24 protein-coding genes, 1 riboswitch and 1 other annotated feature are annotated in these 25,111 nt (G+C 36.8%); of the genes, 18 read left to right on the top strand and 6 right to left on the bottom strand.

Translation table 11 applies throughout. The annotated features are described in order from the left end of the window. Nucleotides 1-218 precede the first annotated feature (218 nt). The 5 genes from IGK70_RS10040 to IGK70_RS10020 all read left to right on the top strand — a co-directional run bounded on the left by IGK70_RS10040 (nt 219) and on the right by IGK70_RS10020 (nt 4,439). Nucleotides 219-1,034 (top strand): isoprenyl transferase, encoded by an 816-nt coding sequence (locus IGK70_RS10040; RefSeq protein ID WP_002356646.1) that lies wholly within the window; start codon nt 219-221, stop codon nt 1,032-1,034. Further along, on the top strand, nt 1,031-1,831 hold the full coding sequence (locus IGK70_RS10035) for a phosphatidate cytidylyltransferase (protein ID WP_438775236.1): 801 nt from the start codon (nt 1,031-1,033) through the stop codon (nt 1,829-1,831). The genes IGK70_RS10040 and IGK70_RS10035 overlap by 4 nt, the downstream gene beginning before the upstream one ends. A 763-nt stretch (nt 1,832-2,594) precedes the next feature. Further along, a complete protein-coding gene (locus IGK70_RS10030; RefSeq protein WP_010823866.1) occupies nt 2,595-3,245 on the top strand; it encodes a hypothetical protein in 651 nt (216 codons plus the stop codon). An 87-nt stretch (nt 3,246-3,332) separates the two neighbouring features. After that, a complete protein-coding gene (locus tag IGK70_RS10025; protein ID WP_002362220.1) occupies nt 3,333-3,560 on the top strand; it encodes a hypothetical protein in 228 nt (75 codons plus the stop codon). 147 nt (nt 3,561-3,707) lie between these two features. Continuing rightward, nucleotides 3,708-4,439, top strand: a complete 732-nt coding sequence (locus IGK70_RS10020) for an HAD family hydrolase (RefSeq protein WP_071981550.1) — start codon at nt 3,708-3,710, stop codon at nt 4,437-4,439. Between the two features lie 23 nt (nt 4,440-4,462). On the opposite strand, the gene IGK70_RS10015 is transcribed toward IGK70_RS10020, so the two are convergent. The 5 genes from IGK70_RS10015 to IGK70_RS09995 all read right to left on the bottom strand — a co-directional run bounded on the left by IGK70_RS10015 (nt 4,463) and on the right by IGK70_RS09995 (nt 9,738). Then, nucleotides 4,463-5,575, bottom strand: a complete 1,113-nt coding sequence (locus tag IGK70_RS10015; RefSeq protein WP_071981549.1) for an SHOCT domain-containing protein — start codon at nt 5,573-5,575, stop codon at nt 4,463-4,465. A 101-nt stretch (nt 5,576-5,676) separates the two neighbouring features. After that, nucleotides 5,677-6,228: a DUF5067 domain-containing protein gene (locus tag IGK70_RS10010; protein WP_010783600.1), complete on the bottom strand. Its 552-nt coding sequence runs from the start codon at nt 6,226-6,228 to the stop codon at nt 5,677-5,679. A gap of 222 nt (nt 6,229-6,450) precedes the next feature. Beyond that, nucleotides 6,451-7,260: a TPM domain-containing protein gene (locus IGK70_RS10005; protein WP_002381542.1), complete on the bottom strand. Its 810-nt coding sequence runs from the start codon at nt 7,258-7,260 to the stop codon at nt 6,451-6,453. Further along, nucleotides 7,257-8,402, bottom strand: coding sequence for a hypothetical protein (locus IGK70_RS10000; RefSeq protein WP_010776016.1), 1,146 nt, complete (start codon nt 8,400-8,402; stop codon nt 7,257-7,259). Before IGK70_RS10000 ends, IGK70_RS10005 begins: the two co-directional genes overlap by 4 nt. Nucleotides 8,403-8,505: 103 nt before the next feature. Then, a complete protein-coding gene (locus IGK70_RS09995; protein ID WP_002381543.1) occupies nt 8,506-9,738 on the bottom strand; it encodes an SPFH domain-containing protein in 1,233 nt (410 codons plus the stop codon). Nucleotides 9,739-9,945: 207 nt separating this feature from the next. Between IGK70_RS09995 and pbp4 the strand changes: the two genes are divergently transcribed. The 7 genes from pbp4 to IGK70_RS09960 all read left to right on the top strand — a co-directional run bounded on the left by pbp4 (nt 9,946) and on the right by IGK70_RS09960 (nt 17,530). After that, a complete protein-coding gene (gene pbp4, locus IGK70_RS09990; RefSeq protein WP_071981548.1) occupies nt 9,946-11,988 on the top strand; it encodes a penicillin-binding protein PBP4(5) in 2,043 nt (680 codons plus the stop codon). A 115-nt stretch (nt 11,989-12,103) separates the two neighbouring features. Then, entirely contained in the window at nt 12,104-12,823 is a 720-nt protein-coding gene (tsaB, locus tag IGK70_RS09985) for a tRNA (adenosine(37)-N6)-threonylcarbamoyltransferase complex dimerization subunit type 1 TsaB (RefSeq protein WP_010717684.1), read from the top strand. After that, on the top strand, nt 12,795-13,349 hold the full coding sequence (rimI, locus tag IGK70_RS09980; RefSeq protein WP_002387121.1) for a ribosomal protein S18-alanine N-acetyltransferase: 555 nt from the start codon (nt 12,795-12,797) through the stop codon (nt 13,347-13,349). The genes tsaB and rimI (IGK70_RS09980) overlap by 29 nt, the downstream gene beginning before the upstream one ends. A 7-nt stretch (nt 13,350-13,356) precedes the next feature. Next, the gene (rimI, locus tag IGK70_RS09975; protein WP_002359702.1) at nt 13,357-13,821 is read left to right on the top strand and encodes a ribosomal protein S18-alanine N-acetyltransferase; all 465 of its coding nucleotides are present in this window, start codon (nt 13,357-13,359) and stop codon (nt 13,819-13,821) included. After that, on the top strand, nt 13,818-14,864 hold the full coding sequence (gene tsaD / locus IGK70_RS09970; protein WP_071981547.1) for a tRNA (adenosine(37)-N6)-threonylcarbamoyltransferase complex transferase subunit TsaD: 1,047 nt from the start codon (nt 13,818-13,820) through the stop codon (nt 14,862-14,864). The genes rimI (IGK70_RS09975) and tsaD overlap by 4 nt, the downstream gene beginning before the upstream one ends. Nucleotides 14,865-14,906: 42 nt before the next feature. After that, nucleotides 14,907-15,109, top strand: a binding site (T-box leader). Nucleotides 15,110-15,182: 73 nt separating this feature from the next. Further along, on the top strand, nt 15,183-16,874 hold the full coding sequence (argS, locus tag IGK70_RS09965) for an arginine--tRNA ligase (RefSeq protein ID WP_071981546.1): 1,692 nt from the start codon (nt 15,183-15,185) through the stop codon (nt 16,872-16,874). A gap of 155 nt (nt 16,875-17,029) precedes the next feature. After that, nucleotides 17,030-17,530, top strand: a complete 501-nt coding sequence (locus IGK70_RS09960; RefSeq protein ID WP_002356666.1) for an HD domain-containing protein — start codon at nt 17,030-17,032, stop codon at nt 17,528-17,530. An 81-nt stretch (nt 17,531-17,611) separates the two neighbouring features. Here the strand turns inward: IGK70_RS09960 and IGK70_RS09955 are convergent, their stop codons facing one another. Continuing rightward, nucleotides 17,612-17,905: a helix-turn-helix domain-containing protein gene (locus tag IGK70_RS09955; protein ID WP_048941565.1), complete on the bottom strand. Its 294-nt coding sequence runs from the start codon at nt 17,903-17,905 to the stop codon at nt 17,612-17,614. 131 nt (nt 17,906-18,036) lie between these two features. On the opposite strand from IGK70_RS09955, the gene IGK70_RS09950 reads away from it, so the two are divergent. The 6 genes from IGK70_RS09950 (at nt 18,037) to recQ (ending at nt 25,089) form a co-directional block, all read left to right on the top strand. After that, nucleotides 18,037-18,360, top strand: a complete 324-nt coding sequence (locus IGK70_RS09950) for a hypothetical protein (RefSeq protein WP_002384203.1) — start codon at nt 18,037-18,039, stop codon at nt 18,358-18,360. A gap of 64 nt (nt 18,361-18,424) precedes the next feature. Beyond that, a riboswitch (Fluoride riboswitch) is annotated at nt 18,425-18,494 on the top strand. 76 nt (nt 18,495-18,570) lie between these two features. Then, the gene (locus IGK70_RS09945; protein WP_071981545.1) at nt 18,571-19,836 is read left to right on the top strand and encodes a voltage-gated chloride channel family protein; all 1,266 of its coding nucleotides are present in this window, start codon (nt 18,571-18,573) and stop codon (nt 19,834-19,836) included. Nucleotides 19,837-19,885: 49 nt separating this feature from the next. Continuing rightward, nucleotides 19,886-20,164: a UPF0223 family protein gene (locus IGK70_RS09940; protein WP_002356679.1), complete on the top strand. Its 279-nt coding sequence runs from the start codon at nt 19,886-19,888 to the stop codon at nt 20,162-20,164. Then, entirely contained in the window at nt 20,165-20,947 is a 783-nt protein-coding gene (locus IGK70_RS09935) for an inositol monophosphatase family protein (protein ID WP_071981544.1), read from the top strand. Between the two features lie 220 nt (nt 20,948-21,167). Continuing rightward, nucleotides 21,168-23,003, top strand: a complete 1,836-nt coding sequence (gene typA / locus IGK70_RS09930) for a translational GTPase TypA (protein ID WP_002356682.1) — start codon at nt 21,168-21,170, stop codon at nt 23,001-23,003. A 316-nt stretch (nt 23,004-23,319) separates the two neighbouring features. Further along, nucleotides 23,320-25,089, top strand: coding sequence for a DNA helicase RecQ (recQ, locus tag IGK70_RS09925; RefSeq protein WP_071981543.1), 1,770 nt, complete (start codon nt 23,320-23,322; stop codon nt 25,087-25,089). Nucleotides 25,090-25,111 lie beyond the last annotated feature (22 nt).

Raw genomic sequence — 25,111 nt, 5'->3', positions numbered from 1 at the left:
TCCTGTCCCGTTGTTTATTTAAAATTTTAAAGCTAGGCAGATACATCATGTTGATTTACTTGCCAAGTCTAAGTTTTTTTCTTTTAAAAAAGGACTATAAATGATAAAGTTACAAGGAATTTCTTAATTATCAGGAAAATTCAGGGACTATGCATAGGCATTTGCATTAGTTATTGTTATAATAATTAAGATAGATTTTTTGGAATGGAGGGAAAAAGATGTTACGTTTTTTTCCGCAAAAAAATAAATATGTAGAAGAAGCAAGCCAGTACGCCTTTGATAAAGAAGGCCAAATTCCGCAGCACATTGCCATTATTATGGACGGAAATGGCCGGTGGGCACAGAATCGAAGACTGCCGAGAATTGCTGGACATAAAGAAGGCATGGATACGGTTAAAAAAATAACGAAGCATGCTAGTCATTTAGGCGTTAAAGTTTTAACACTTTATGCATTTTCAACGGAAAATTGGAAGAGACCAACAGATGAAGTCAATTTCTTAATGCAATTGCCTGTTGATTTTTTTGATACATTCGTGCCTGAATTAATTAAGGAAAATGTTAAAGTCAATGTAATGGGCTACCAAGAGTTTCTACCAAGCCATACGCAAGATGCTGTTAAGCGGGCCATTGAGCAAACCAAGGACAATACGGGCATGGTTTTGAACTTTGCTTTAAATTATGGGGCGCGTGCGGAGCTACTAACTGCCATGAAACAGATTGCTGCAGAGGTTTCAGAAAAAACATATACGGCAGATGAGATTACAGAAGAAACGATCGCAGATCACTTAATGACTGGCTTTTTACCCACGGAACTTCGTGATCCAGAATTGTTGATTCGAACAAGTGGGGAAGAGAGAATTAGTAATTTCTTGCTATGGCAAATTGCTTATAGCGAGTTGTTTTTTACAAAAGCATTATGGCCTGATTTTTCAGGGGACACTTTAGAAACCGCGATTGCTTCTTTCCAAAATCGTAATCGTCGTTTTGGAGGTCTAAAAGAAACTACAGAAACAGAAGGGAGCGATCCGCAGTGAGACAACGTGTCATCACAGCTATCGTCGCATTAATCATCTTTATTCCAATTATCTGGTATGGTGGTTTTGCAATTGAGATTGCCGCTGTTGCTTTGGCAGTAGTCGGCGTGTACGAGTTATTCCGTATGAAAGGATTAACGTTATTAAGTTTTGAAGGTATTTTATCAGCATTAGGGGCCGTTTTTTTAGTTATCCCAACAATTAAATGGTTAAACTTTTTGCCGGAAATGCAAACAAATTTCATTTTATTTTATGTCACTATAATGTTGTTGTTAGGTGCTTCGGTAATTTCTAAAAATACATATACGATTGAAGAAGCTGGCTTTCCAGTTATTGTCAGTTTATATGTAGGGATGGGGTTCCAGAACTTTATTAGTGCCCGTTCCGCAGGTTTTGAAGTCTTGTTATTTGCTTTATTCATTGTCTGGGCAACGGATATTGGTGCATATCTATTTGGACGCCGATTTGGTCGTCATAAATTGATGCCAGATGTTTCACCCAACAAGACAATAGAAGGTGCACTTGGTGGTATTTTATCAGCCGTCGTTGTAGCAGCGTTGTTTTTAGTTTTCACAGCTAATAAAGGGCTATTTCCTTATCAAATGCCGGTGATGCTCGTATTGACGGTTCTATTTTCTATAGTAGGGCAATTCGGTGATTTGGTTGAATCTTCTATCAAACGTCATTATGGCGTGAAAGACTCTGGTAACATCTTGCCAGGACATGGTGGTATTTTAGATCGTTTTGATAGTTTATTATTTGTTTTCCCAATTATGCACTTATGTGGATTATTTTAAATTGATTAACAAAATTTAAAAAAGTATCGTCAAATAAGCAAAAATCCAGAAGAGAGACTCTTCTGGATTTTTGCTGTTTATTGAGATAATGCGTGAAACACTGACAGGGTATGTTTGAGATAAGTTTAATTTTAAACATTCGGTGGTTTTACTCTTTAATTGACAATAGCCTTCTCTTTAAAGAGAAGGCTATCTAACGAATCAATATTATTATTTTAAAGTTGGATCAGACTATTTCTAGTATTCAAGTATTTTTCATTTAAGCGATGTATTCCCTACCTCTAATACATCCTTGTGTCTCTCTAGACACGCCAGTTTTGAATAAAATCATCAAAACAATTGAATGGTTCGTTTAAAAATATTTTTCGTGTTCTAATTATTATAACATAAAACTCGTCAACTGACCACTAGCTGACGAGTTCATAATTTTTCCAGATAAATAGACAGCCGTTTTCCGCCGACTGTCTAAGATTAAGATAGATTTGTAAAGAAGTGAATAAATGCTTCCTACCCTCTCTTTATAACATGAGGAAAAGAAAACTGCAAAAGATAGCTGTGTTTTTTGAAAAAAAGATCAGCTGGTTTCCGCCAGCTGATCATCCGTTGAAAAGAGATATAAAGAAGTGAATAAAGCTTGCTTTACCTCTATTTTATACCATGTTTTGATTCAAATAACTATTCAGTATTAGTTATACTTAAATAATAAATATGTATACGGATGTATTATTTTGAGGTATAGTCATAGAGAAAAGAGGGAACGTTTATGAAAAAATTTTGTTTAAGTTATAGCTCTGGTAAAGATTGTTTATTGGCGATGGATCGATTGGTACAAGCAGGAAATCAGCCAGTTGCGTTAGTGACAACATTAAGTGATGAAATTAATCGTTCTTGGTTTCACGGCATACCAATCTCCGTCTTAGAATCAGCAGCCGAAGCGTTAGATTTACCACTTGTTATATCACATAACAACGAAACAAATTACACAGAAAAAGTGGTTGAGGCACTGCATGAAACTAAAAAATTGGGTGCAGAAACGGTTTGTTTTGGCGATATAGATATTGAACAAAATGGTGCTTGGGATCGCCAAGTTGCATTAAGTGCTGGGCTTGAGCCACAATTACCTCTTTGGCAGGAGAATCGCGAAGCACTTGTCAAAGAATTCTTGGCAAAAGGGTACACAGCAATTATCAAAACGGTCAGCAAAGAGGCAGGTATTCCAATAAAATTTTTAGGAGAACCGTTAAATGAAACATTTATCACGTACCTTAAAGAGCATCAATTAGATATTTGCGGAGAAAACGGGGAGTACCATACGTTGGTAATTGACGGCCCGCTATTTAAAAAGAGGCTCAATTATTATACTTCAGGAATTTATGAAAGTCCTTATGCTTATTCCTTGATTATTGATGCTTAAATGAAAGTAAAAGGATACAAGCTGCCACTTTTTCTAGGGATATGCTATAATTAACTTAAGAAAAGTAGAGAAAGTGAGTGGTTAATTATGGAAGAAACTGTCTTTTTTAATTTAGGAAATGCCCTTGCTTCAAAAAGAGATCAAAAAGAATTAATTAAAGAAGCCCAAATTGCGAAAGATACTCGAAAGATTCCAGGAAAACTGATTATCGTTGAAGATGAAGAAAATGGTACCCATATTTTATTTGAATTAGCTGATCAAACAGAACCGTCTGCTGAAACAAAAGAATTCAAAGTGAAAAAAGTAATCGATTAATATAAAAGCAACGAATTTTTCTAAATTCGTTGCTTTTTTATATTTTTTTACACAAATGATACAAAAAGAATATCAAAATCAAATAAATGATTAGTATACTTGAAGAAACAAATAGGAAGCAAAGCAAACGTTTTGAGGTGTTCTTTCATGGAAAATCGAGGAATTTTATTTGATAAAGATGGTACGTGTATTCGTTTTGACACTCTTTGGCAAGCAGGTTTGAAAGCTTGTTTTGAAACACTAAGTATGTTAGCCCCTCATCATTCAGCAGAAATAAAAAAGATATTAGCTATTCAGGAGCAACGTTTTTTGCAAAAACATTTACTTGATGAAGTCCTTTATCAGGAACTTTATCAGGAATTGGCGCAATTTGAGGAATTAGTCGAACAGGGAATCAGCAGTCGATGGCTGGAGCAATTTTTTTATGATTATTTACGAAAAAATCTGAAAAAGATTGAAGCAATTGGTGATTTAAAACAGTTATTTCTTGAGCTGAAACGGAAGAACTATAAAATTGGATTAGCAACTTCAGATACTTTGCCAGCGACTATGTTAATTATGGAATATCTTGGTTTAACAGAAATGTTTGATTTTATTGCGACAGGAGATCGTTACTTACCGAAACCAGATGTGGACATGCTCCAAGCCTTTTGTCAGTCATGTCAATTGAAGGCGACAGAAGTAATTATGGTAGGTGATTCGCTCGTGGATGTTTTCATGGGAACGTGTCATGGTAAAGCAGGAATTGGCGTTTTAACCGGCAACTGCCAGTCAACTGATTTTGAAAAGTTTGAAGTAGCTTATTTTCGTGATATCCATGAAATACCTTATCAAGAATTATGGGAAAATACCAAGAATAAAAAAATCCTGAAAAGATGACGAGTCTTTTCAGGATTTTTTTATTAATCTAATTGAAGCAATTGCCGTTTCTTTTGTTGAAATTCTTCTTCTGTTAGAATTCCTTCATCAACTAACAGTTTTAAATTTCTTAACTCAGCCATTACGTCTTCAATAGCGCTAGGTGAGTTTTTTTGTGAATCAAATAGCTTTGCTTCAATCGGTTGGTTTTTATCACTCTTTATAGGAGTTGGTATTTCTTTTTCTTTTATTCGACGAACAATAGTGTCTAATGATGAAAGGGCTCGTTCGGCGTTGAAACGGGCTCTATCGATCGCTAATTGACGATCAAATTCAGTAGTTTGCTCACTAAGTGTCTTTAAAAAGGAAATAGTGATGGTTGGACGTTGCAAATCATCTAGATTAATCAAAATATAGACACTACTAACGCGATCATAAGGTACGTTTTCTTCTGTGAAATGGGTATTTTTTTTCTCTAAAATTTTGTAATCAGCGATAATGCTTACGGGCAAAATTTTTGATGAACCAACCAGTCGGAATTTTTTTTCAGGTTCATCGAATTCAATCGAGCCAGCAATAGTTGTTGTAGGATTGAATAGCCGGTTGTCTTCTTGGACATTTCTTAAATCCGTCAATGTCCAAGTTTGGGTATATCCTTGTCCTTGGACACCGAGTTGACCTGCACATTTCTTACAGATTTGGTAATTATCTGAAGTTAAATATTTTCCTTTATTATCCTGACAAAGAGCACATAGATTTCCATAAACTTCAGCATTTTTTTCATTTGCTTTTGCGATTTCAGACTGCTTGTTTATTAACTTTTGCATTTGTTGTAAATCAGCTAAACTTTTTTTATCAACGGACCAAGTGGATACTTTAAGTTTTTTTAAACAGCTTTTTCCTACGCGATAAAAATCACTCGTAAAGTACTTGCCAGTTTCCTCTTCGCAAAGATAACATAAATTTCCCTTTGCTTGCATTGCTTGATCCTTTTTTATAATTTCTTCTTGACGTTTTATAATACTTTCCATTGTTCGATCTTTAATTTCTTTTGGTTTTAACTCTAAATGTTCTGCACAATGTTTACAGATACCGTGATTATCAAAGGTGATGATTTTACCAGGATTTAGATCACACAGTTCGCACATATTTTTCATGGGATGACTCCTTTTGGTTAAGATAAATTAATTTTACCATTCAACTCTATGAAGAACAAACCAAAAAAGCAAGTAGAACTAAGTGCCTACTTGCTTACAGACTATTTAATTGTAATTTCTTCAACAGCGATAGGATCTCCCATGCTGAACATACTGTCTCTGAAAGTAAAAGTTACAGGTTTTGTTTCATCAGCAAATTCATAAGGGTATGCTGCTTGGACAGTTGCGCCAGGATTAACTTTTTTATTTAACATGTCAATTCTATCTTTAATCGGAGAATCATTAACAATTCCATAAGTTAAATCTTCTGTTGTATCGCCGGTATTTTGTGATACGCTAACAAAGCTAGAGTATAACATTTGTACATCTTGTGCTTCCTTAGTGTTATTAGTCAAATCAAATAGTACATAAAAGATTGGTTTACCATCGAAACTTGTACCTTTTTGGAATTCGGTGATTTTTAATACACCATCAGGAACAGTCAATGTTCGATCTTTATAAGTCCCTTTATCTTCTTTAGCTTTTGTTTCAGTTGTTGCGGTAGCAGTACTTGAAGTTTTTTTAGTTTTATTAGTGTTGTTTGTTCCAGAACCACATGCACCTAAAATCAGAGTACTAATTAAAACTAATCCTAACATAGAAAATTTTTTCATTTTCACTTTACCTCCCATAGTTTAGTTAATGATTTGTAGCGCTTACTAAATAGTTGAAAACAATCCCCAATTAAATAACTTTGGACTACAAATCACTTAGTTTAAATGAAAATAAGTATACCGTCCTGTGTAAAAATAACACACCACAGTATACTTATTTTATCATTATTCCATAAAAATAACACCATTATTTTTATGAAATAATTAAAAAAGATAAAAAATCTAAAAACTTCGACCGCCGCCACCGAATGTACCGCCGCCAGTTGAGTGGGTGGTGCTACCACCACCGCCCATTCCGCCACTGCCACCATTGTTTTTAGGAATACGACGAGTAGTGATGAAAGAGTTGGTTAACTGATCTGTGCGGGAGGTTAAGTTTAACGTTGTTTTTTCCCTAAAAGGATATTGATAACTTGAAAATTTTAATTGATATTTAGAAATATTGATGCCTAAGAAGACCAAGCTGAGTATCAGCGCAGCAGCAAAAGCAATTACCATTTCCAGCGGGGTAATGACTTTATAACGAGTGATTTTACCTGTTTCGCTGTCCACACGATAGTGACCCCCAGGAACCCCTTTATCAACAAATGCTTGAGTTTCCTGAACAAAGGTTTGAGCAGCCGCAAAATAATTTCCTTGACTCATTCCATCCATTACTTTATCTAAGGTATCATCAATTCGTGCATCCGTCATATAATCAATCATGTTTCCAGAAGTAGAGATGTAGACTTTCCGTAAGTCCATATCAATGAGAAAAAGAATCGCATTTTGATCCTTACCAACTTTATTTAAAAGATAATGATCTGCATAGTCTTGTTCATCACCATAAGTATTATTATTTGTGGTCACAATAAAGACAGAGGCTTTGGTCTTTTCTTCTAAAGGTTGTATCTCTTGTTTTAGTTGGTTGATTTGATCAGGTGTCAGTAATTGTGCACCATCATCAATTGAATTTTCAGCCGCCGAAACAGGTAGGGCAAGGCCAAAGGAAAGAAGTATTAGGAAAAAAATAGGTAAAAGTCGTTTTTTCATAGGAAATAACCTCCTAATAAAAAGAGTGCTAAGAGTCCAGCGAAAATGCCTAACGTTGCTAGTCCTAAACGAGTGTAACTAATTGGAAGCACACCGCTTACTTTACCTGTTTGTCCATTCATGGCATAATAATAAACTTTTTTTGATTGTTCCTGACTGCGATAGGTGACTAACCAAATTGGCAAAAGCATATAGTGATTATTTTCTTGGTCTAGAGAAATATCCGTGCGAACATTTGTCAACGTAGTATAACCAGAAGCAGAGTCCCGTAACAATGATTCCGAATAATCTTGTAATTCTTGTTGGACGTGTTTTTTGATTGCTTCATATTCAATATCGCGTTTTTCTGCTTGAAAACCTGCTAGGTATTGGCTTTTGAAAGGCACTGCTTGATCAATTAAAAATGGTTGAACGCCTTCCACCATTTTTTGTTGGACGTTTTTTGACAAGGCATTTTTAACTAATTCTTTAAACGATAATTTTCCTGAACGTCCCACATTGAAACGTTTTGTTTCGGTGTATTCAATATCACCTACGCGCCAAATGCGAATACTTGTGCCAGTAGCTTGGAGTTGTCCATCGACTTCTGCATCAACGACCCAATAGGGGAAGTAAACCCCAGTTAATTTATCGATTTGATTTTTGCTGAAAAAATCTCGGGGAATGAACCATTTTTTCTTGGTCCAAGCGAGAAATTTTTCAATCGCTTCGTCTTTTTCAATTGTAAAGGGTAAGACGTTTTCTGGTAAAAATTCGCCACTTAATCGACCAGCCAAGACAACAGGATTATGGCAATAATAACAGTATGTGGCAGCCGTTGTTGCATCGGTGACAATTTGAGCGCCACAGCTTGGACAATTAAAAATTTCCATTGTGCCTGCATCTGCAGCTGCTTCATTCTCAGTGGTCTCTGTTTGTTGCGTAGCGGAGGATTCTTCTTCCGCCGTGAAAGTCAAATTTTCCTCGGCAGTCGTTGTTGAGGGATTCTCTAAATGCGCCTCATGTTGCTGTTGCTCATAACGAGTCACTTCTTCTTCCGTGTAAATATTTAAACAATATTCACAATGAAATTTTTGATCTTTGGGATTAAATAAGAGCGGGCCGCCACAGTTGGGGCATTTATGGGTAAATGTTGTTTCCATTGCAACCGTCCTTTCTAATAGAGTGAGTAAATAACAGGAATCTGATTCAAAGAAAAAGGGTAGACTTGTGCCTGACCCTTTTCTTTAATTGTTCACTACTTGCTTATAAAGGAACCCCTTGGAATGGTTTACCACAATGTGGACAGAACTTAGGAATACCATTACTTAAGTCAACAATTTCGCTACATTCACTACATTTCATTTCTAATTTTGGTTTCTCGTTTGTTGGTTTTGGTGTACCACAGTTTGAACAAAACTTCCCAGTGTTTTCAGTCCCACATTGTGGGCAAGTCCAAGTGTCTGTAGACCCTTGTGCGTTTTGCTGGTTTTGTTTTTCTTGCATTTGTTGTTGGTTTGTTTGAGACGCTTGCGCAAAGTAGTTGCCATTCGCATTCATGCCCATACCAACGCCCATAAAGCCGCTCATAGCGCCACCTTCATTTTTACCAGCAGCCTCCATACCACGAGCCAAGGAACCTTGAACATAGCCTTCGCGAACACCTGGATCGCTGAGCATAGCTCCTTCATTTCGCATGTTGATTAATTTTGTTGAATCATCTGTATAAGAAATGCTCGCAACTGCTACAGAAACAATTTCCATGCCGCGATTGGTGCGCCAATCCTCATCAAGTGCAGTTTGCATATATTTGCTTAATTCAACACTTTTTGAGGGAACATAAGAAATACGTTGCCCATCAGCAGACATTTGATTGATTGCTGCTTGCAATGCTGTAATGAACTCTGCCAAATATTGTTCATTAATATCATTAATATCTACTTGCGTTTGGTTTTTAGGAATCGCATTAGTATAAAATAGTAAAGGATCTGTAATTTTAATTGAGTAATTTCCGTGTGCACGTAAGAAAAGTTCGGCATTATAAAAATTATCAAAATAGTTTAATGGCGCAGGTGTTCCAAATTTAATGCCTTTAATTTCTTGCAAGTTAATATAAAAAACTTGTTGTTTTTGTGGAGTTACGCCACCAAATTTGAAACGACTGAAGGTTTCTGCAATCGCATCTTTTAAAGAACCGTTAAACATTGAAGGCGCAGAATCATTTTTGACTGTATAATAGCCTTCTTCAGCAGTGTAATCGATGATTTTGCCCCCATCGACAAGAAGCATCATCATGTTGGGATAGACATGTACAACAGAACCATCTGTTAAAACATCGTCCGTTCCTTTACGATTAGAACCACGTTTATCATCTTTACGTACAAAAACACCTTTTGTCATGACGGTTGTGTCCCCCATATTATCAGGTTCAATAACCTCTAGCCATTGATCGGCCAAGCCACCGCCAACTGAACTTGTTGCTGCTTTAATAAGTCCCATGTTCATTCCTCCTAATAAAAAACTAATTGTTACAGCTAGTATACCACACAATGAATGCAGAGAAATCCAACGAAAGCCTGATGAAATGGAAAAAATTGATCAAACTTTATTAAGAAATTAAAAAAAGTATAGGTGAAACACAAGCATTTTAAAAAAAGTTACGTATAATAGAAGAAAAGGCATATTATATAGTTAGGGGATTATTGAATGGAACGAAGCAATCGTAATAAAAAATCTTCAAAAAAACCACTTATTCTTGGTGTTTCTGCCTTGGTTCTAATCGCTGCTGCCGGTGGCGGGTATTATGCTTATAGTCAATGGCAAGCCAAACAAGAATTAGCCGAAGCGAAGAAAACAGCTACTACATTTTTAAACGTATTGTCAAAACAGGAATTTGATAAGTTACCGTCCGTTATTCAAGAAGCTAGCTTAAAGAAAAATGGCTATGATACTAAATCTGTTGTTGAAAAATACCAAGCAATTTATTCAGGGATTCAAGCAGAAGGAGTCAAAGCTAGTGATGTTCAAGTCAAAAAGGCGAAAGACAATCAATACACATTTACCTATAAATTATCGATGAGTACCCCTTTAGGCGAAATGAAAGATTTGTCTTATCAATCAAGTATCGCCAAAAAAGGCGATACCTACCAAATCGCTTGGAAGCCGTCTTTAATTTTTCCAGATATGTCAGGAAATGATAAAATTTCGATTCAAGTAGATAATGCCAAACGTGGAGAAATTGTCGATCGTAATGGTAGTGGGCTAGCAATTAACAAAGTGTTTGACGAAGTGGGCGTAGTGCCTGGCAAACTCGGTTCTGGCGCAGAAAAAACAGCAAATATCAAAGCTTTTAGTGATAAATTCGGCGTTTCTGTTGATGAAATCAATCAAAAGTTAAGCCAAGGATGGGTCCAAGCAGACTCCTTTGTACCAATCACAGTCGCTTCTGAACCAGTGACAGAATTACCAACAGGGGCTGCGACAAAAGATACAGAGTCACGTTATTATCCGCTGGGGGAAGCAGCTGCGCAATTAATCGGGTATACGGGCACCATTACTGCAGAAGATATTGAAAAAAATCCAGAGTTAAGTAGTACGGGCGTAATTGGTAAAACTGGCTTAGAACGAGCGTTTGATAAAGAATTAAGAGGGCAAGATGGTGGCTCACTAGTTATTTTAGATGACAAAGAGAATGTCAAAAAAGCTTTACAAACCAAAGAGAAAAAAGATGGTCAAACGATTAAATTAACGATTGACAGTGGCGTACAACAACAAGCCTTCGCTATATTTGACAAACGCCCTGGTAGTGCGGTCATTACCGATCCTCAAAAAGGCGATTTATTAGCAACGGTTAGTTCACCTTCGTATGATCCTAATAAAATGGCCAATGGCATTTCTCAAAAAGAATATGATGCTTACAATAACAACAAAGATTTACCATTCACAGCACGTTTTGCGACAGGCTATGCACCAGGCTCTACCTTTAAAACAATTACCGGTGCCATTGGTTTAGATGCAGGGACATTGAAGCCAGATGAAGAGCTAGAAATTAATGGTTTGAAATGGCAAAAAGATAAATCTTGGGGCGGCTATTTTGCGACACGTGTAAAAGAAGCAAGTCCAGTCAATCTGCGTACCGCTTTAGTTAATTCAGATAATATTTATTTTGCCCAACAAACATTACGGATGGGGGAAGACAAATTTAGAGCGGGTCTTAATAAATTCATTTTCGGTGAGGAACTAGATTTACCAATTGCCATGACGCCTGCTCAAATTTCAAATGAAGATAAATTTAATTCTGAAATTCTTTTAGCAGATACGGGCTACGGTCAAGGCCAATTGTTAATTTCGCCAATCCAGCAAGCTACCATGTATAGTGTTTTCCAAAATAATGGAACATTGGTCTATCCAAAATTAGTTTTAGACAAAGAAACGAAGAAAAAAGACAATGTAATCAGCGCCAACGCAGCGAATACAATTGCCACAGATCTTTTAGGTAGTGTGGAAGATCCTTCAGGTTATGTTTATAATATGTACAATCCGAACTTCTCATTGGCTGCTAAAACAGGAACAGCTGAAATAAAAGATAAACAAGATACAGATGGCAAAGAAAACAGTTTCCTTCTAACGTTAGATCGTAGTAACAATAAATTCTTAACAATGATTATGGTTGAAAATTCAGGAGAAAATGGTTCTGCAACAGATATCAGTAAACCATTAATTGATTACTTAGAAGCAACCATTAAATAAAAAGAGAAAATGAACGAAACGAGGTTTCTGTAAAAAGAAACCTCGTTTTCCCTTTTTAGAAAAAGGAAAGTGTGCTACAATGAAGCGACTAAATTGTAGAAGGAAAGGGATTCGTGTGCGAATTTTAGCAATAGATACATCTAACCAAACATTGAGTATTGCTGTGTGTGAAAATCAAAAAATTCTGGGAAGTTATACAGCAACGGTTAAAAGAAATCATAGCTTAACATTAATGCCGGCAATTGACTATTTGATGAGCCAATTGAACTTGGCGCCAACGGCAATTGATCGTTTTGTCGTAGCAGAAGGACCTGGATCATACACTGGCTTACGTTTAGGCGTGACGACTGCCAAAACATTGGCCTATACTTTAAAGAAAGAGCTAGTAGGCATTTCCAGTCTACAAACGTTAGCTGCCAATTGTGTTGGACAAACCGGTTTAATTGTGCCTCTTTTTGATGCGCGTCGTAAAAACGTCTATGCTGGTGCTTATCGGTTTGTCGATGGCGTGTGGCAAAATGAGTTACCGGACCAACATATTTCCCTGCGGGAGTTATTAGAACAACTAAAAAATGAACCAAATCTTTTTTTTGTTGGTGAAGATGTTGAAAAATTCACTGAAGAAATAGCTCAAATCATTCCTCATGGGGAAATTTGTGATGTCCCGCAATGGCAAATTCCTAATGCCGCAGTTTTGGCTGCGTTAGGTAGTGTGGCTGAACCTGTTGAAAATGTTCATGGGTTCTTACCTGCGTATTTGAAAAAAGTAGAAGCGGAAGAAAATTGGTTGAAGACACACACGCCTAATGGAGAAAGCTATGTGGAAAAACTTTAATTTTGTGACAAAATACTTTACAAAAAGACGGCAACGGTATATAACTAAAACCATTGCAATGAACCAGCAAGAATTTCAATTGCGTGAAATCACCTACCAAGATATTAAGGATTTACTAGCAATTGAACGTGAAGTTTACGCTGGGGAACTTCCTTGGACGATGTCTGCTTTCATGGCAGAACTTGGCTCAAAAGCGCCGCATCTCTATTTGTTAGCGGCAATTAACGGAAAAACAGTTGGCTTTATTGGTTGTCGGATTCAAGGAACGGATGCACACATTACGAATGTCGCTGTCCATACAGCATACCAAGGCTTAGGTTTAGGTCGTTCTTTAATAGAAGAAACGCGAATTTTTGCCAAGAAAAATCGTTGTGAAACCTTATCGCTAGAAGTACGAATGAGTAATGTTAAAGCCCAACGTTTATATCGAAAAATTGGCTTTGTCTCACAGACGGTGAAAAAAGGCTATTATGACGAAAATAATGAAGACGCACTAGAAATGATAATTGATTTAAAAGAAGAGTGAAGAAAAAATGTTAGTAACAAAAAAAGAAATATCTGTAGCAAATATTGGTGAAGAATTATGGCGTTTTAGTAATTCTTCTTATACAACTGGCTCCCCTTGGACAGAAACACAATTCGCGGAAGATTTTGCTCAGGAAAATAGCGAATATCTTTTTTTAGTTGAAAATGGCCAGTGGTTAGGTTATATTGCCTATCATTTTATTTTAGATGAAGCAGAAATTAGTCACGTTGTTGTGAATGGTCAGAAACAACACCAAGGAATTGGTTGTCAGTTAATGAAAGCTTTTAAAGAATATGTTAAAAGTCGTGACATTACACAAATTTTCTTAGAGGTCAGAGAATCGAATACATTAGCTCAAAAACTTTATGAGAAAACAGGTTTTCGGAAAGTAGCTGTTCGAAAAAATTATTATAAAGAACCTCAAGAAAATGCCTTTGTAATGTGTGCGAAATTAAGGAAGGAAGCCCAATGACAATTTTTACAAAAGAACGTAAATTATTATTAGCTGTGGAAAGTAGCTGTGATGAAACAAGTGTGGCTGTCATTGAAGATGGCGACAAAATTCTTTCCAATATCGTAGCTTCGCAAATTAAGAGCCATCAACGTTTTGGCGGAGTCGTTCCGGAAGTTGCGAGTCGTCATCATGTTGAACAAGTGACGATCTGTATTGAAGAAGCATTAACAGAAGCAAAAGTCACACCAGAAGAACTCAGTGGCGTTGCTGTGACCTATGGGCCTGGGTTAGTCGGTGCTTTATTAATAGGACTTTCTGCAGCAAAAGCATTTGCTTGGGCGCACCAATTACCACTTATTCCAGTCAATCATATGGCTGGGCACATTTATGCTGCCCGTTTTGTGGCACCGCTCGAATTTCCATTGATGGCCTTACTCGTTAGTGGAGGACATACGGAATTGGTCTACATGAAAGAAGATGGCTCTTTCAAAATTGTTGGTGAAACACGTGATGATGCAGCTGGTGAAGCGTATGATAAAGTCGGACGTGTGTTAGGGTTGCCTTATCCTAGTGGCAAAGAGATTGATGCTTTGGCCCATGAAGGCACAGATACCTACCAATTTCCACGGGCGATGCTAAAAGAGGATAACTATGACTTTAGCTTTAGTGGTTTGAAAAGTGCGTTTATTAACACGGTTCATAATGCAGAGCAACGTGGTGAAGTACTGTCTACAAAGGATTTAGCCGCAAGTTTTCAGGCGAGTGTGGTAGAAGTATTAGTGACTAAAACCATTCGTGCTTGTCAAGAATATCCTGTTAAGCAATTGCTAATTGCTGGGGGAGTTGCTGCGAATCAAGGATTACGAGAAGCAATGAGACATGCAATCAGTGAACAATTGCCAACAGTAACATTACTTATTCCGCCATTAAAACTTTGTGGGGATAACGCGGCGATGATTGGCGCTGCCGCTTTTATCGAAGCTGAAAAGAATCATTTTGCTTCGTATAACTTAAATGCAGAACCTGGCGTTAGTTTTATGACAATTAGTGAAGAAGGCTAGCCAGCTAGACAAAAATTTGCTATAATGAAGCCAGTTTAACAATGACATTCGATGATAAAGAGAGTACTTATTTCAACGTCAGCTTAGCGATCTTGGGAAGGTGGGAGCCAAGAGTGATCGGAATGAGGAAGCGCACTTTTAGAATTCTGCTGAAAGCAGACGGCAATCACCGTTATCGATGAAGCAGGTCTATCCAGTAGTATAGACAATTAGAGTGGTACCGCGGGTAAATTCTCGTCTCTGACAAAACAAATCATTTTGTTTTGTCAGAGACGTTTTTGTTTTTTTAATACTTACAAATTAATCAGGAGGGTTCTTATGAACAACAAAGAAATCGTAGCAAAAGCGTTACATGATGTTTTAAATGAAGAATTAACGATGGATCAAATCGAACAATTATTGGAAAATCCTAAATCTGTCGATCATGGAGATGTGGCTTTTCCAGCCTTTTCATTAGCTAAAATTTATCGTAAAGCACCTCAACAAATTGCAGCAGAATTAGCAGAAAAAATTGATGGCACGAATTTTGAAAAAATTGAAGTGGTGGGACCTTATTTAAACTTCTTCATGAATAAAGAAGCAGTCAGTCAAGCTGTTATTGGCGAAGTAGTCAAAGAAAAAAACAACTACGGAAACAGTACCTTTGGTAATAATGGCAATGTTCCTATTGATATGTCTTCACCAAACATTGCTAAACCAATTTCTATGGGGCACTTACGTTCTACGGTAATCGGGAATTCAATTGCCTTTATTTTAGAAAAAATTGGGTATCAGCCAATTCGGATTAACCACTTAGGTGACTGGGGTACACAGTTTGGTAAGTTAATTGTAGCTTATAAAAAATGGGGTTCTGAAGAAGCAGTTCGCCAACAACCAATTAATGAATTATTGCGCTTATATGTGCAATTTCATGAAGAAGCAGAAGAAAAACCAGAATTAGAAGACGAAGCACGTGCTTGGTTTAAAAAATTAGAAGAAGGAGACCAAGAAGCCAATGAATTATGGAAATGGTTCCGTAGCGAGTCTCTAAAAGAATTTGATAAAATCTATTCCATGTTAGAAGTTGAATTTGATTCATACAATGGCGAAGCCTTTTATAATGATAAAATGGATGAAATTGTTACTTTATTAGAAGAAAAACATTTATTAACAGAAAATCAAGGTGCAGAAATTGTTGATTTGACAGAATATAATTTAAATCCAGCACTTATTCGTAAATCAGATGGTGCGACGTTATATATCACACGGGATTTAGCGGCTGCGCTTTACCGTAAACGGACGTATGATTTTGCCAAATCACTTTATGTAGTCGGCAACGAACAAAGCAATCACTTCAAACAATTAAAAGCAGTCTTGAAAGAACTAGGGTTTGACTGGTCAGATGATATGGAACACATTCCGTTTGGTTTAATTACTCAAGGCGGTAAAAAATTATCCACACGTAAAGGGAAAATCGTTTTATTAGAAGAAGTATTGAATGAAGCTGTTATTTTAGCAGGAAATCAAATTAACGAGAAAAATCCAGACTTAGCAAATCGTGAAGAAGTGGCGAAACAAGTAGGTGTAGGTGCAGTTATTTTCCATGACCTTAAAAATGATCGTCTAAATAATTTCGATTTTGTATTAGATGAAGTTGTTCGTTTTGAAGGTGAAACTGGCCCATATGTTCAATATACGCATGCTCGTGCGATGAGTATTTTACGTAAAGCAAACTTTACACCAGACGCTACACAACGTTATGCACTAAATGACAAGGACAGCTGGGAAGTCGTGAAGTTGTTACAAAAATTCCCTGAAACTGTGATGCAAGCTGCTGAAAAATATGAACCATCTGTTATTGCGAAACATAGCATTCATTTAGCACAAGCGTTCAATAAATATTATGCCCATGTTCGGATTTTGGATGAAGATGCTCAAAAAGAGGCACGCTTAGCGTTAGTTTATGCAGTAGCTACTGTTTTAAAAGAAGATTTACGTTTACTAGGGTTACATGCACCAGAAGAAATGTAGAAGTTTTTGTGAAAATTTTACTGCGTTGAACGCTAAACTTATTAAGCAAATATTAAAGTTAAGTTACAGATTGAGAAATTCATAGTAATTAAATAGCTGGGGTGCTATACTCGAGTCAAGTTATAAAAGGATTAGAAAAGGTGGCACCCAATTATATGACAGAAAAATGGCGTGAAGACGAAGAATATCTTTCTTATGTAGAAGATTTATTAGCAACCGAAGAAGTCCAAAAATTAGCAGAATACACACAACATATGCATTCAACTCGTTTAGAACATTCAATTAGTGTTTCCTATCATAGCTATAAATTAGCAAAGCGTTGGAACGGCAATGCTCGTGCAACAGCTCGTGCTGGTTTATTACATGATTTGTTTTACTATGATTGGCGCACAACAAAGTTTGACGAAGGCTCTCATGCCTATGTTCATCCACGAATTGCAGCCAAAAATGCTGAAAAAATTACAGAGTTGTCTGATTTAGAACGAGACATTATTATTAAACATATGTGGGGTGCAACTATTGCACCACCAAAATACAAAGAAAGTTACATTGTAACCTTTGTTGACAAATATTGTGCTGTGAAAGAAGCGGCGTTGCCGATGACGACAGCCATGAAAACCAAATGGCGTCAGTATTTTGGCCAACAGTCAATCTAATAAAAAGCTTATCCGTAAGGATAAGCTTTTTTTGTTTGACGTTGACTAAAAAGTCTAGCATTCATCTATTTAAAATAAATATTAAAAGTAATTTTGTTCTGTTAATTTCTTTTGAGCATATCGATAGACTGCTTCTTGATTTTCAGTTGTCAATTGTTTGTAAACATTCATAATATTGGTCGGGACAACAAATGGCGTTTCTTCCGTTTCAGGAATACCTAAGATTTCAAGAGGTGATACATCTAAAACTTTAGATAAGGCGACAATTTTATCCCTCCCCATATTTTCAATCATTCCAGTTTCCCATTTCCTGACGGTACTTTTTCCAACACCAACAAAATTTCCAACTTGTTCTAATGTAAGATTTTTCTCCATCCGTTTTTGCTTCAAAAAATTCTCTTTCAAAAAACCACCTCCGTAAAAACATTCTAGCACAAAAAGTGTCGCAAAAGAAACATGTTTTACTCTATACATAGAGTGATAAATAACTATTGAATAGGCATATATTGACGGTTTTTTCACAAAATGATATACTTCCAGTGTCTAATAAGACACTAAAAGGGGTGAAAAGGGGGAGTAAAATGGAATCAAATTTAATTCATTCAAAATTGAAATTAAAAGGGAAAAATGTTGAATGGTTAGCAAGTGAAATGACCGCTGCAGGTCAACCAATCTCAGCTTCAACAATTTATAAGAAATTAAAAGGAGAGGTTGTATTTAAAGCTTCAGATATTAAATTGATTTCTAAGTTGTTAGATTTGGAAAGCGAAGAAATCATGGTTATTTTTTTTAATGAACTAGTGTCTAAAAAGACACGTGAAGGTTGTTAAAGGTAATGAGTTATTCTTCTATTGCACTTTCCAGAGTTGCGTGGTATTATTTTTAATAGTTTAATAGCAACATGGTGATGGTGTTCACCACGAACTATTTATTGGACGAATAAATTAATGACGCCTACCAAACGGGAGAAGTGTACCCTTTGGTAGGCTTTTTCTGTACGCTAGGATTGGCGATAAGAAAATTGTAAAGGAGCATGTAAAGTGAAAAAAGAAACAAAGCAACTACTATCAATTGGCGGGTATATGGCAAAATGGTTGCTCATTACCGCAATTATTGGTTTATTTATGGGGGCGTTATCCGCCTTTTTCTTAAAGAGTCTCACCTATGTAACAGATGTTCGTTTAGCAAATCCTTGGTTACTCTTTATCCTCCCCATTAGCGGTGTCGTTTTTACGTATTTCTATACGCGTTTTGGGAAAAATGCTAGCCGAGGAAATAACTTAGTGATTGAACAAGGCAATGGTGGGGAAGAAGATATTCCCTTGCGCTTAATTCCTTTAACATTGTTTGGCACGATTACTACGCACTTATTTGGTGGTTCCGTTGGTCGTGAAGGAACGGCGGTGCAAATGGGGGGCACAATCGCAAATGCTGTAGGAAAAGTCTTTAAACTGTCCGCTTTGGAACGACAAGTAATTATTATTAGCGGAATTAGTGCAGGTTTTAGTTCTGTTTTTGGCACACCATTAGCGGGAACGGTTTTCGGATTAGAAGTTTTGGCGATTGGAAAAGTTCGTGCAGAGGCACTTTTCCCAAGTTTTTTTGCAGGCTTATTTGCTAATTTTGTGACTGAAAGTTTTGGTGTAACACATACGCATTATCCGATGGGCAAAATTCCGACTTGGTCGGTTGAACTATTTGTAAAATTATTTTTGGCATCGATTTGTTTTGGTTTGGCAGGTTGGGTTTTTAGTCGTTCCATTGTCTTTTTAAAAAAGACCTATGCAAATTGGTTTGCTAATGTCTACCTTCGTGCGTTTCTTGGCGCTGCCATTGTCGTTCTGTTTGTGCTCGTCTTAAACAACCAACGTTATTTAGGCTTGAGTTTACCTTTACTAGAAGATGCTTTTGCAGGCAATGCGCAGCCTTTTGATTTTGTTGGGAAATTATTCTTTACGGTGTTATCCTTGGGTGCCGGATTCCAAGGAGGAGAAGTGACGCCATTGTTTGAAATTGGGGCTACGTTAGGTAGTTCTTTGGCCCCTTTGTTACATCTATCAATTCCTTTTTTAGCAGGTTTAGGATTTATTGGTGTTTTTTCTGGCGCCACGAATACGCCGATTGCTTGCTTCATTATGGGCATTGAACTATTTGGTAGTGAAGCGGCGGTCTATTTTTTCATGGTCTGCTTAATCAGTTTTATGTGTTCAGGAAATAGCGGTATTTATGCTTCGCAACAAAGTTTGTATCGTAAAGGAACAGCAGAATATCCTCTCTTTAACGCATTAAAAAATCGACGTAAATAAGATGTTTTTTTATGAAAATATGCTAAACTAGAGAAGATGAGGTGAAGACATGAAAGACTATCAATATCCATTAGATTTAGATTGGACGACAGAGGAAATGGTGATTGTCACTAATATGTGGACAGCAGTTGAGCAAGCCAATGAAACAGGCTTACCTGTTGACAAATTTTTAACAACTTATCAACAATTTAAAACGGTCGTTAAAAGTATCGGCGAAGAAAAACGCTTAGGTCGTGAATTTGAAAATGCTTCAGGATATTCGTTATATCGTACGCTTCAACAAGCTAAAAAACAGGGAAGCGGTAAATTAAAGCTGGGGGATGATTAGATGACTGAAACGCAAAAATTTATTCAAACAATTCAAAGTTGGCTTTTTGAAGCAGCCGATGTGATTCGAATGAACTTGGAATCAGAGTTAACCGTTCAACAGAAAAATGGCCGCACTGATTTAGTGACAAATATGGATGAACAAACCCAAGAATTTTTAATGAATAAAATTCAAACAAATTTTCCCGAAGATCAAATTTTAGGGGAAGAAAAAGGCTACAATACTTTAAAAAGTTTTGCTGGTCGCGTGTGGATCATCGATCCGATTGATGGCACAATGAATTTCGTGATGGAAAGAGAAAATTTTTGTATTATGTTAGCTGTTTATGAAGACGGCATTGGTAAATTAGGTTTTATCTATGATGTGATGCGAGAAGAACTTTATTGGGGCGGCAAAGGACTTGGCGTTTATCGGAATAATCAATTATTAAAAGCGCCTACTATGAAAGCCTTGGCAGATGGATTATGGGGCATGAATGCTTACATGCATGGAAAAAATATTCATCACGCAACGGAAATCGGACAAGCAAGCATGGGCGTGCGTATTAGCGGTTGTGCAGGTTTGGAAATTATTGCTATGTTAAAAGGCAACCATCATGGCTATTTATCTAATATAAGTCCTTGGGATTATGCAGCAGGCTTAGTACTTTTGGAAGAATTTAGGTTTAAATACTCTGGTATTACAGGAAAACCATTAACTTTTACGGGTCGTGAATACTTTATTGCAGCAACGCCTGAAACCTATGATGAAGTATTTACCCAGTATTTAAATGAATCGGAATAATCAAAGAAGAGCGTTGCTGAAAGGTAAGGCTCTTCCTCTTTTAAAAGAGAAAAATTTGTAAAAAAATGTCCTTGTTTTCAGAAAAAGCCGAATAATTTCTAAAACTTTCATTATTTTTGCAGGCGAAAGCCTTTTTTTAATGAAAAAAGTTTGCTATAATAAGCAGTCGGCTTTTATGGACTTAAGTAACATAAGCGTATATAGATAAGGAGCAATTAAATTGAAATACAGAGATGATATTCGTAACGTGGCAATTATCGCCCACGTTGACCATGGTAAAACAACCTTAGTAGATGAACTTTTAAAACAATCTGACACTTTAGATGGGCATACACAATTACAAGAACGTGCAATGGATTCCAATGCACTTGAAAGTGAACGTGGAATTACTATCTTAGCAAAAAATACAGCCGTAGATTATAACGGTACACGTATCAACATTCTAGATACACCAGGACACGCGGACTTCGGTGGTGAAGTAGAACGTATCATGAAAATGGTAGACGGTGTTGTTTTAGTTGTCGATGCGTATGAAGGAACAATGCCTCAAACACGTTTCGTATTGAAAAAAGCATTAGAACAAAAAGTAACACCAATCGTGGTTGTTAACAAAATTGACAAACCTTCTGCTCGTCCTGAACACGTAGTAGATGAAGTTTTAGAGTTATTCATCGAATTAGGTGCAGACGACGATCAATTAGATTTCCCAGTTGTTTATGCTTCTGCTTTAAACGGAACTTCAAGTGAATCAGATGATCCAGCAGATCAAGAGCCAACAATGGCCCCAATTTTTGATAAAATTATTGAACATGTGCCAGCTCCAGTTGATAATTCAGACGAGCCACTTCAATTCCAAGTCTCATTACTAGACTACAACGATTACGTTGGACGTATTGGGATTGGCCGTGTGTTCCGTGGCACAATGAAAGTCGGCGACCAAGTTGCGTTGATGAAATTAGATGGCAGCGTGAAAAATTTCCGTGTAACGAAAATTTTAGGTTTCTTTGGCTTACAACGTGTGGAAATTGATGAAGCAAAAGCGGGCGATTTAATTGCCGTTTCCGGAATGGAAGACATTTTCGTTGGGGAAACAGTTGTAGATGTTCACAATCAAGAAGCATTACCAATTCTACACATTGATGAGCCAACCTTACAAATGACTTTCTTAGTTAACAATTCTCCATTTGCGGGACGTGAAGGAAAATACATTACCGCTCGTAAAATCGAAGAACGTTTAATGGCTGAATTACAAACAGACGTATCTTTACGTGTTGATCCAATTGGCCCAGATTCTTGGACTGTATCAGGCCGTGGCGAATTGCATTTATCAATTTTAATTGAAAACATGCGTCGTGAAGGCTATGAATTACAAGTTTCTCGTCCAGAAGTTATTGAGCGTGAAATTGACGGGGTTAAATGTGAACCATTTGAACGTGTTCAAATTGACACACCTGAAGAATACATGGGTAGCGTGATTGAATCACTAAGTTTACGTAAAGGCGAAATGCAAGATATGATTAATGCCGGTAACGGACAAATGCGTTTAATCTTCTTAGCACCAGCTCGTGGCTTAATTGGTTATTCAACAGAATTCTTATCAATGACTCGTGGGTATGGTATTATGAACCACACCTTCGATCAATACTTACCAATGATTCAAGGAACGATTGGCGGCCGTCATCAAGGTGCATTAGTTTCAATCGATACTGGTAAGGCAACGACTTACTCAATTATGAGTATTGAAGAACGTGGTACAGTTTTCGTTGAACCAACGACAGAAGTTTACGAAGGAATGATTGTTGGGGAAAACAACCGTGACAACGATTTAACTGTGAACATCACAAAAGCTAAACAAATGACTAACGTTCGTTCGGCAACGAAAGACCAAACATCAGTCATCAAAAAACCGAAAAAATTAACGTTAGAAGAATCATTAGAATTCTTGAATGAAGATGAATACTGTGAAGTAACACCAGAAAGCATCCGTTTAAGAAAACAAATTCTTAACAAAAACGAACGCGAAAAAGCAAGCAAGAAAAAGAAAAAAGCTGAATAATTTTTCGACAAATAAACATTTAAACCAACTATGCTCGTTTTACTACGAAAATAGTTGGTTTTTTTGATGGTAAAAACGAATTAATGCGTATTTTAAGATAAGTATATTTTTTATGTGTGGATAACTACTCGTTATCCACAACAAGCAAATGTCGCTATTTTTGAAAGCTTTTGATAGCAAGCTTTCACAATTTTTCATTCTTTTTGATGTTTCACGTTAACTGGTGTTTCACGATTGTGTCTTGTTTTAACACACCTTGTTCCTGTTAGATTAGCGTGTTAAAATGACTTGTAGAACAAAGATTGGAGCGCAATAAATGAGTGCATTACAAGAATTATTAAAAGATACATTTGGCTATGATGATTTTCGGCCAGGACAAGAAACGATTATTCGTCATGTATTGCGACAAGAAAATGTCTTAGGCATTATGCCAACAGGTGGAGGCAAATCAATTTGTTATCAGTTGCCAGCCTTACTTCTGGATAATTTAACATTGGTGATTTCACCATTAATTTCTTTAATGAAAGATCAAGTAGATGCCCTGAATTTAATGGGGATTCCAGCTACATATATCAATAGTACCATTTCCTATCAAGAAATGAATCAACGTATTCAATTAGCGGTTAACAAAGAAGTCAAGCTATTGTATGTTGCGCCAGAGCGATTAGAATCTTATGATTTTCAACAGATGCTGACACATGTACCAATTGATTTATTGGCAGTAGATGAGGCACACTGTATTTCACAATGGGGGCATGATTTTCGTCCAAGCTATTTGCGTTTAGCAGAGATTATTGATCAATTTCAACAGCAACCAACTGTGATTGCACTAACAGCTACAGCAACGCCACAAGTAGCGGAGGATATTGTTAAACAATTAAGAATTCCATCAGAAAATGAAATCAAAACAGGGTTCGCTCGAGAAAACTTATCTTTTCAAGTCGTGAAAGATCAAAACAGAGACGTTTTTCTTTTGGAATATTTAAAGATGAATACTGGGCAATCAGGTATTATCTATGCAAGCACGCGGAAGGAAGTTGAACGAATTTATCATTTATTAGAAAGTAAAAAAATTGCAGCTGGGATGTATCATGGGGGCATGAGTGAACAGTTACGTAGTGAAAATCAAGAAGCGTTCTTGTATGATCAAGTGCAAGTGATGGTAGCAACAAATGCCTTTGGTATGGGGATTAATAAGAGTAATGTTCGTTTTGTCATTCACGCACAAGTACCAGGAAATATTGAATCTTATTACCAAGAAGCGGGCCGAGCTGGTCGTGACGGTCTACCTAGTGATGCTGTGTTAATGTTTGCTCCACAAGACTTGCAAATTCAACAATACTTTATTGAACAATCTGAAATGACCATTGATTATAAGCAGAAAGAGTACTTGAAATTACGGGAAATGTCACAATATGCGAATGCACAAATGTGTTTACAAAAATATATTTTACGCTATTTTGGTGAAGAAGGGACGGACTGCGGTCGCTGCTCGAATTGTCTGGATAATCGAGAATTAGTCGATATTACGGTCGATGCCCAAAAAGTCTTGTCTTGTGTAAAACGTATGGGAGAACGTTTCGGTAAGGGCTTAGTTGGTAAAGTCTTGACTGGTTCAAAAGATCAAAAAATTGATCAATGGCATTTTGATCGTTTGCCAACATACGGACTAATGAAAGGTCGCACCCAAAAAGAAGTCACACAGCTGATTGATTATTTAACAGCAGAACGTTATTTAATTCCTTCTGATGGGCAATTTCCGTTGTTATCAGTCTCGACAGAAGGTGTTCAGGTGCTTTTAGGAGAACGGAAAGTCTTCCGAAAAGAAGACCAAAAAGTTCGAAAAGTAGCAGTGGATGATGCCTTGTTTGAACGATTGCGCGAATTACGTATGGACATGGCTCAAGAGGCAGGCGTGCCGCCATATGTAGTCTTTTCCGACAGTACACTTAAAGAAATGTGTGAAAAATTACCGCAAACAACGATTCAATTATTGCAAATAAAAGGGGTCGGCCAAAATAAATTAGATAAATATGGCACCGCCTTTTTAGAAGTAATTAAAGAATATCAAGAGATAAAAAAATGATATAGTTTGTTATTTTATTTAA

The organism is Enterococcus sp. DIV0358 (genome assembly GCF_051713465.1).
GTDB lineage: Bacteria > Bacillota > Bacilli > Lactobacillales > Enterococcaceae > Enterococcus > Enterococcus faecalis.
The sequence above is the reverse complement of the archived record's forward strand: the minus strand, read 5'-3'. Positions and strand labels throughout refer to the sequence as shown.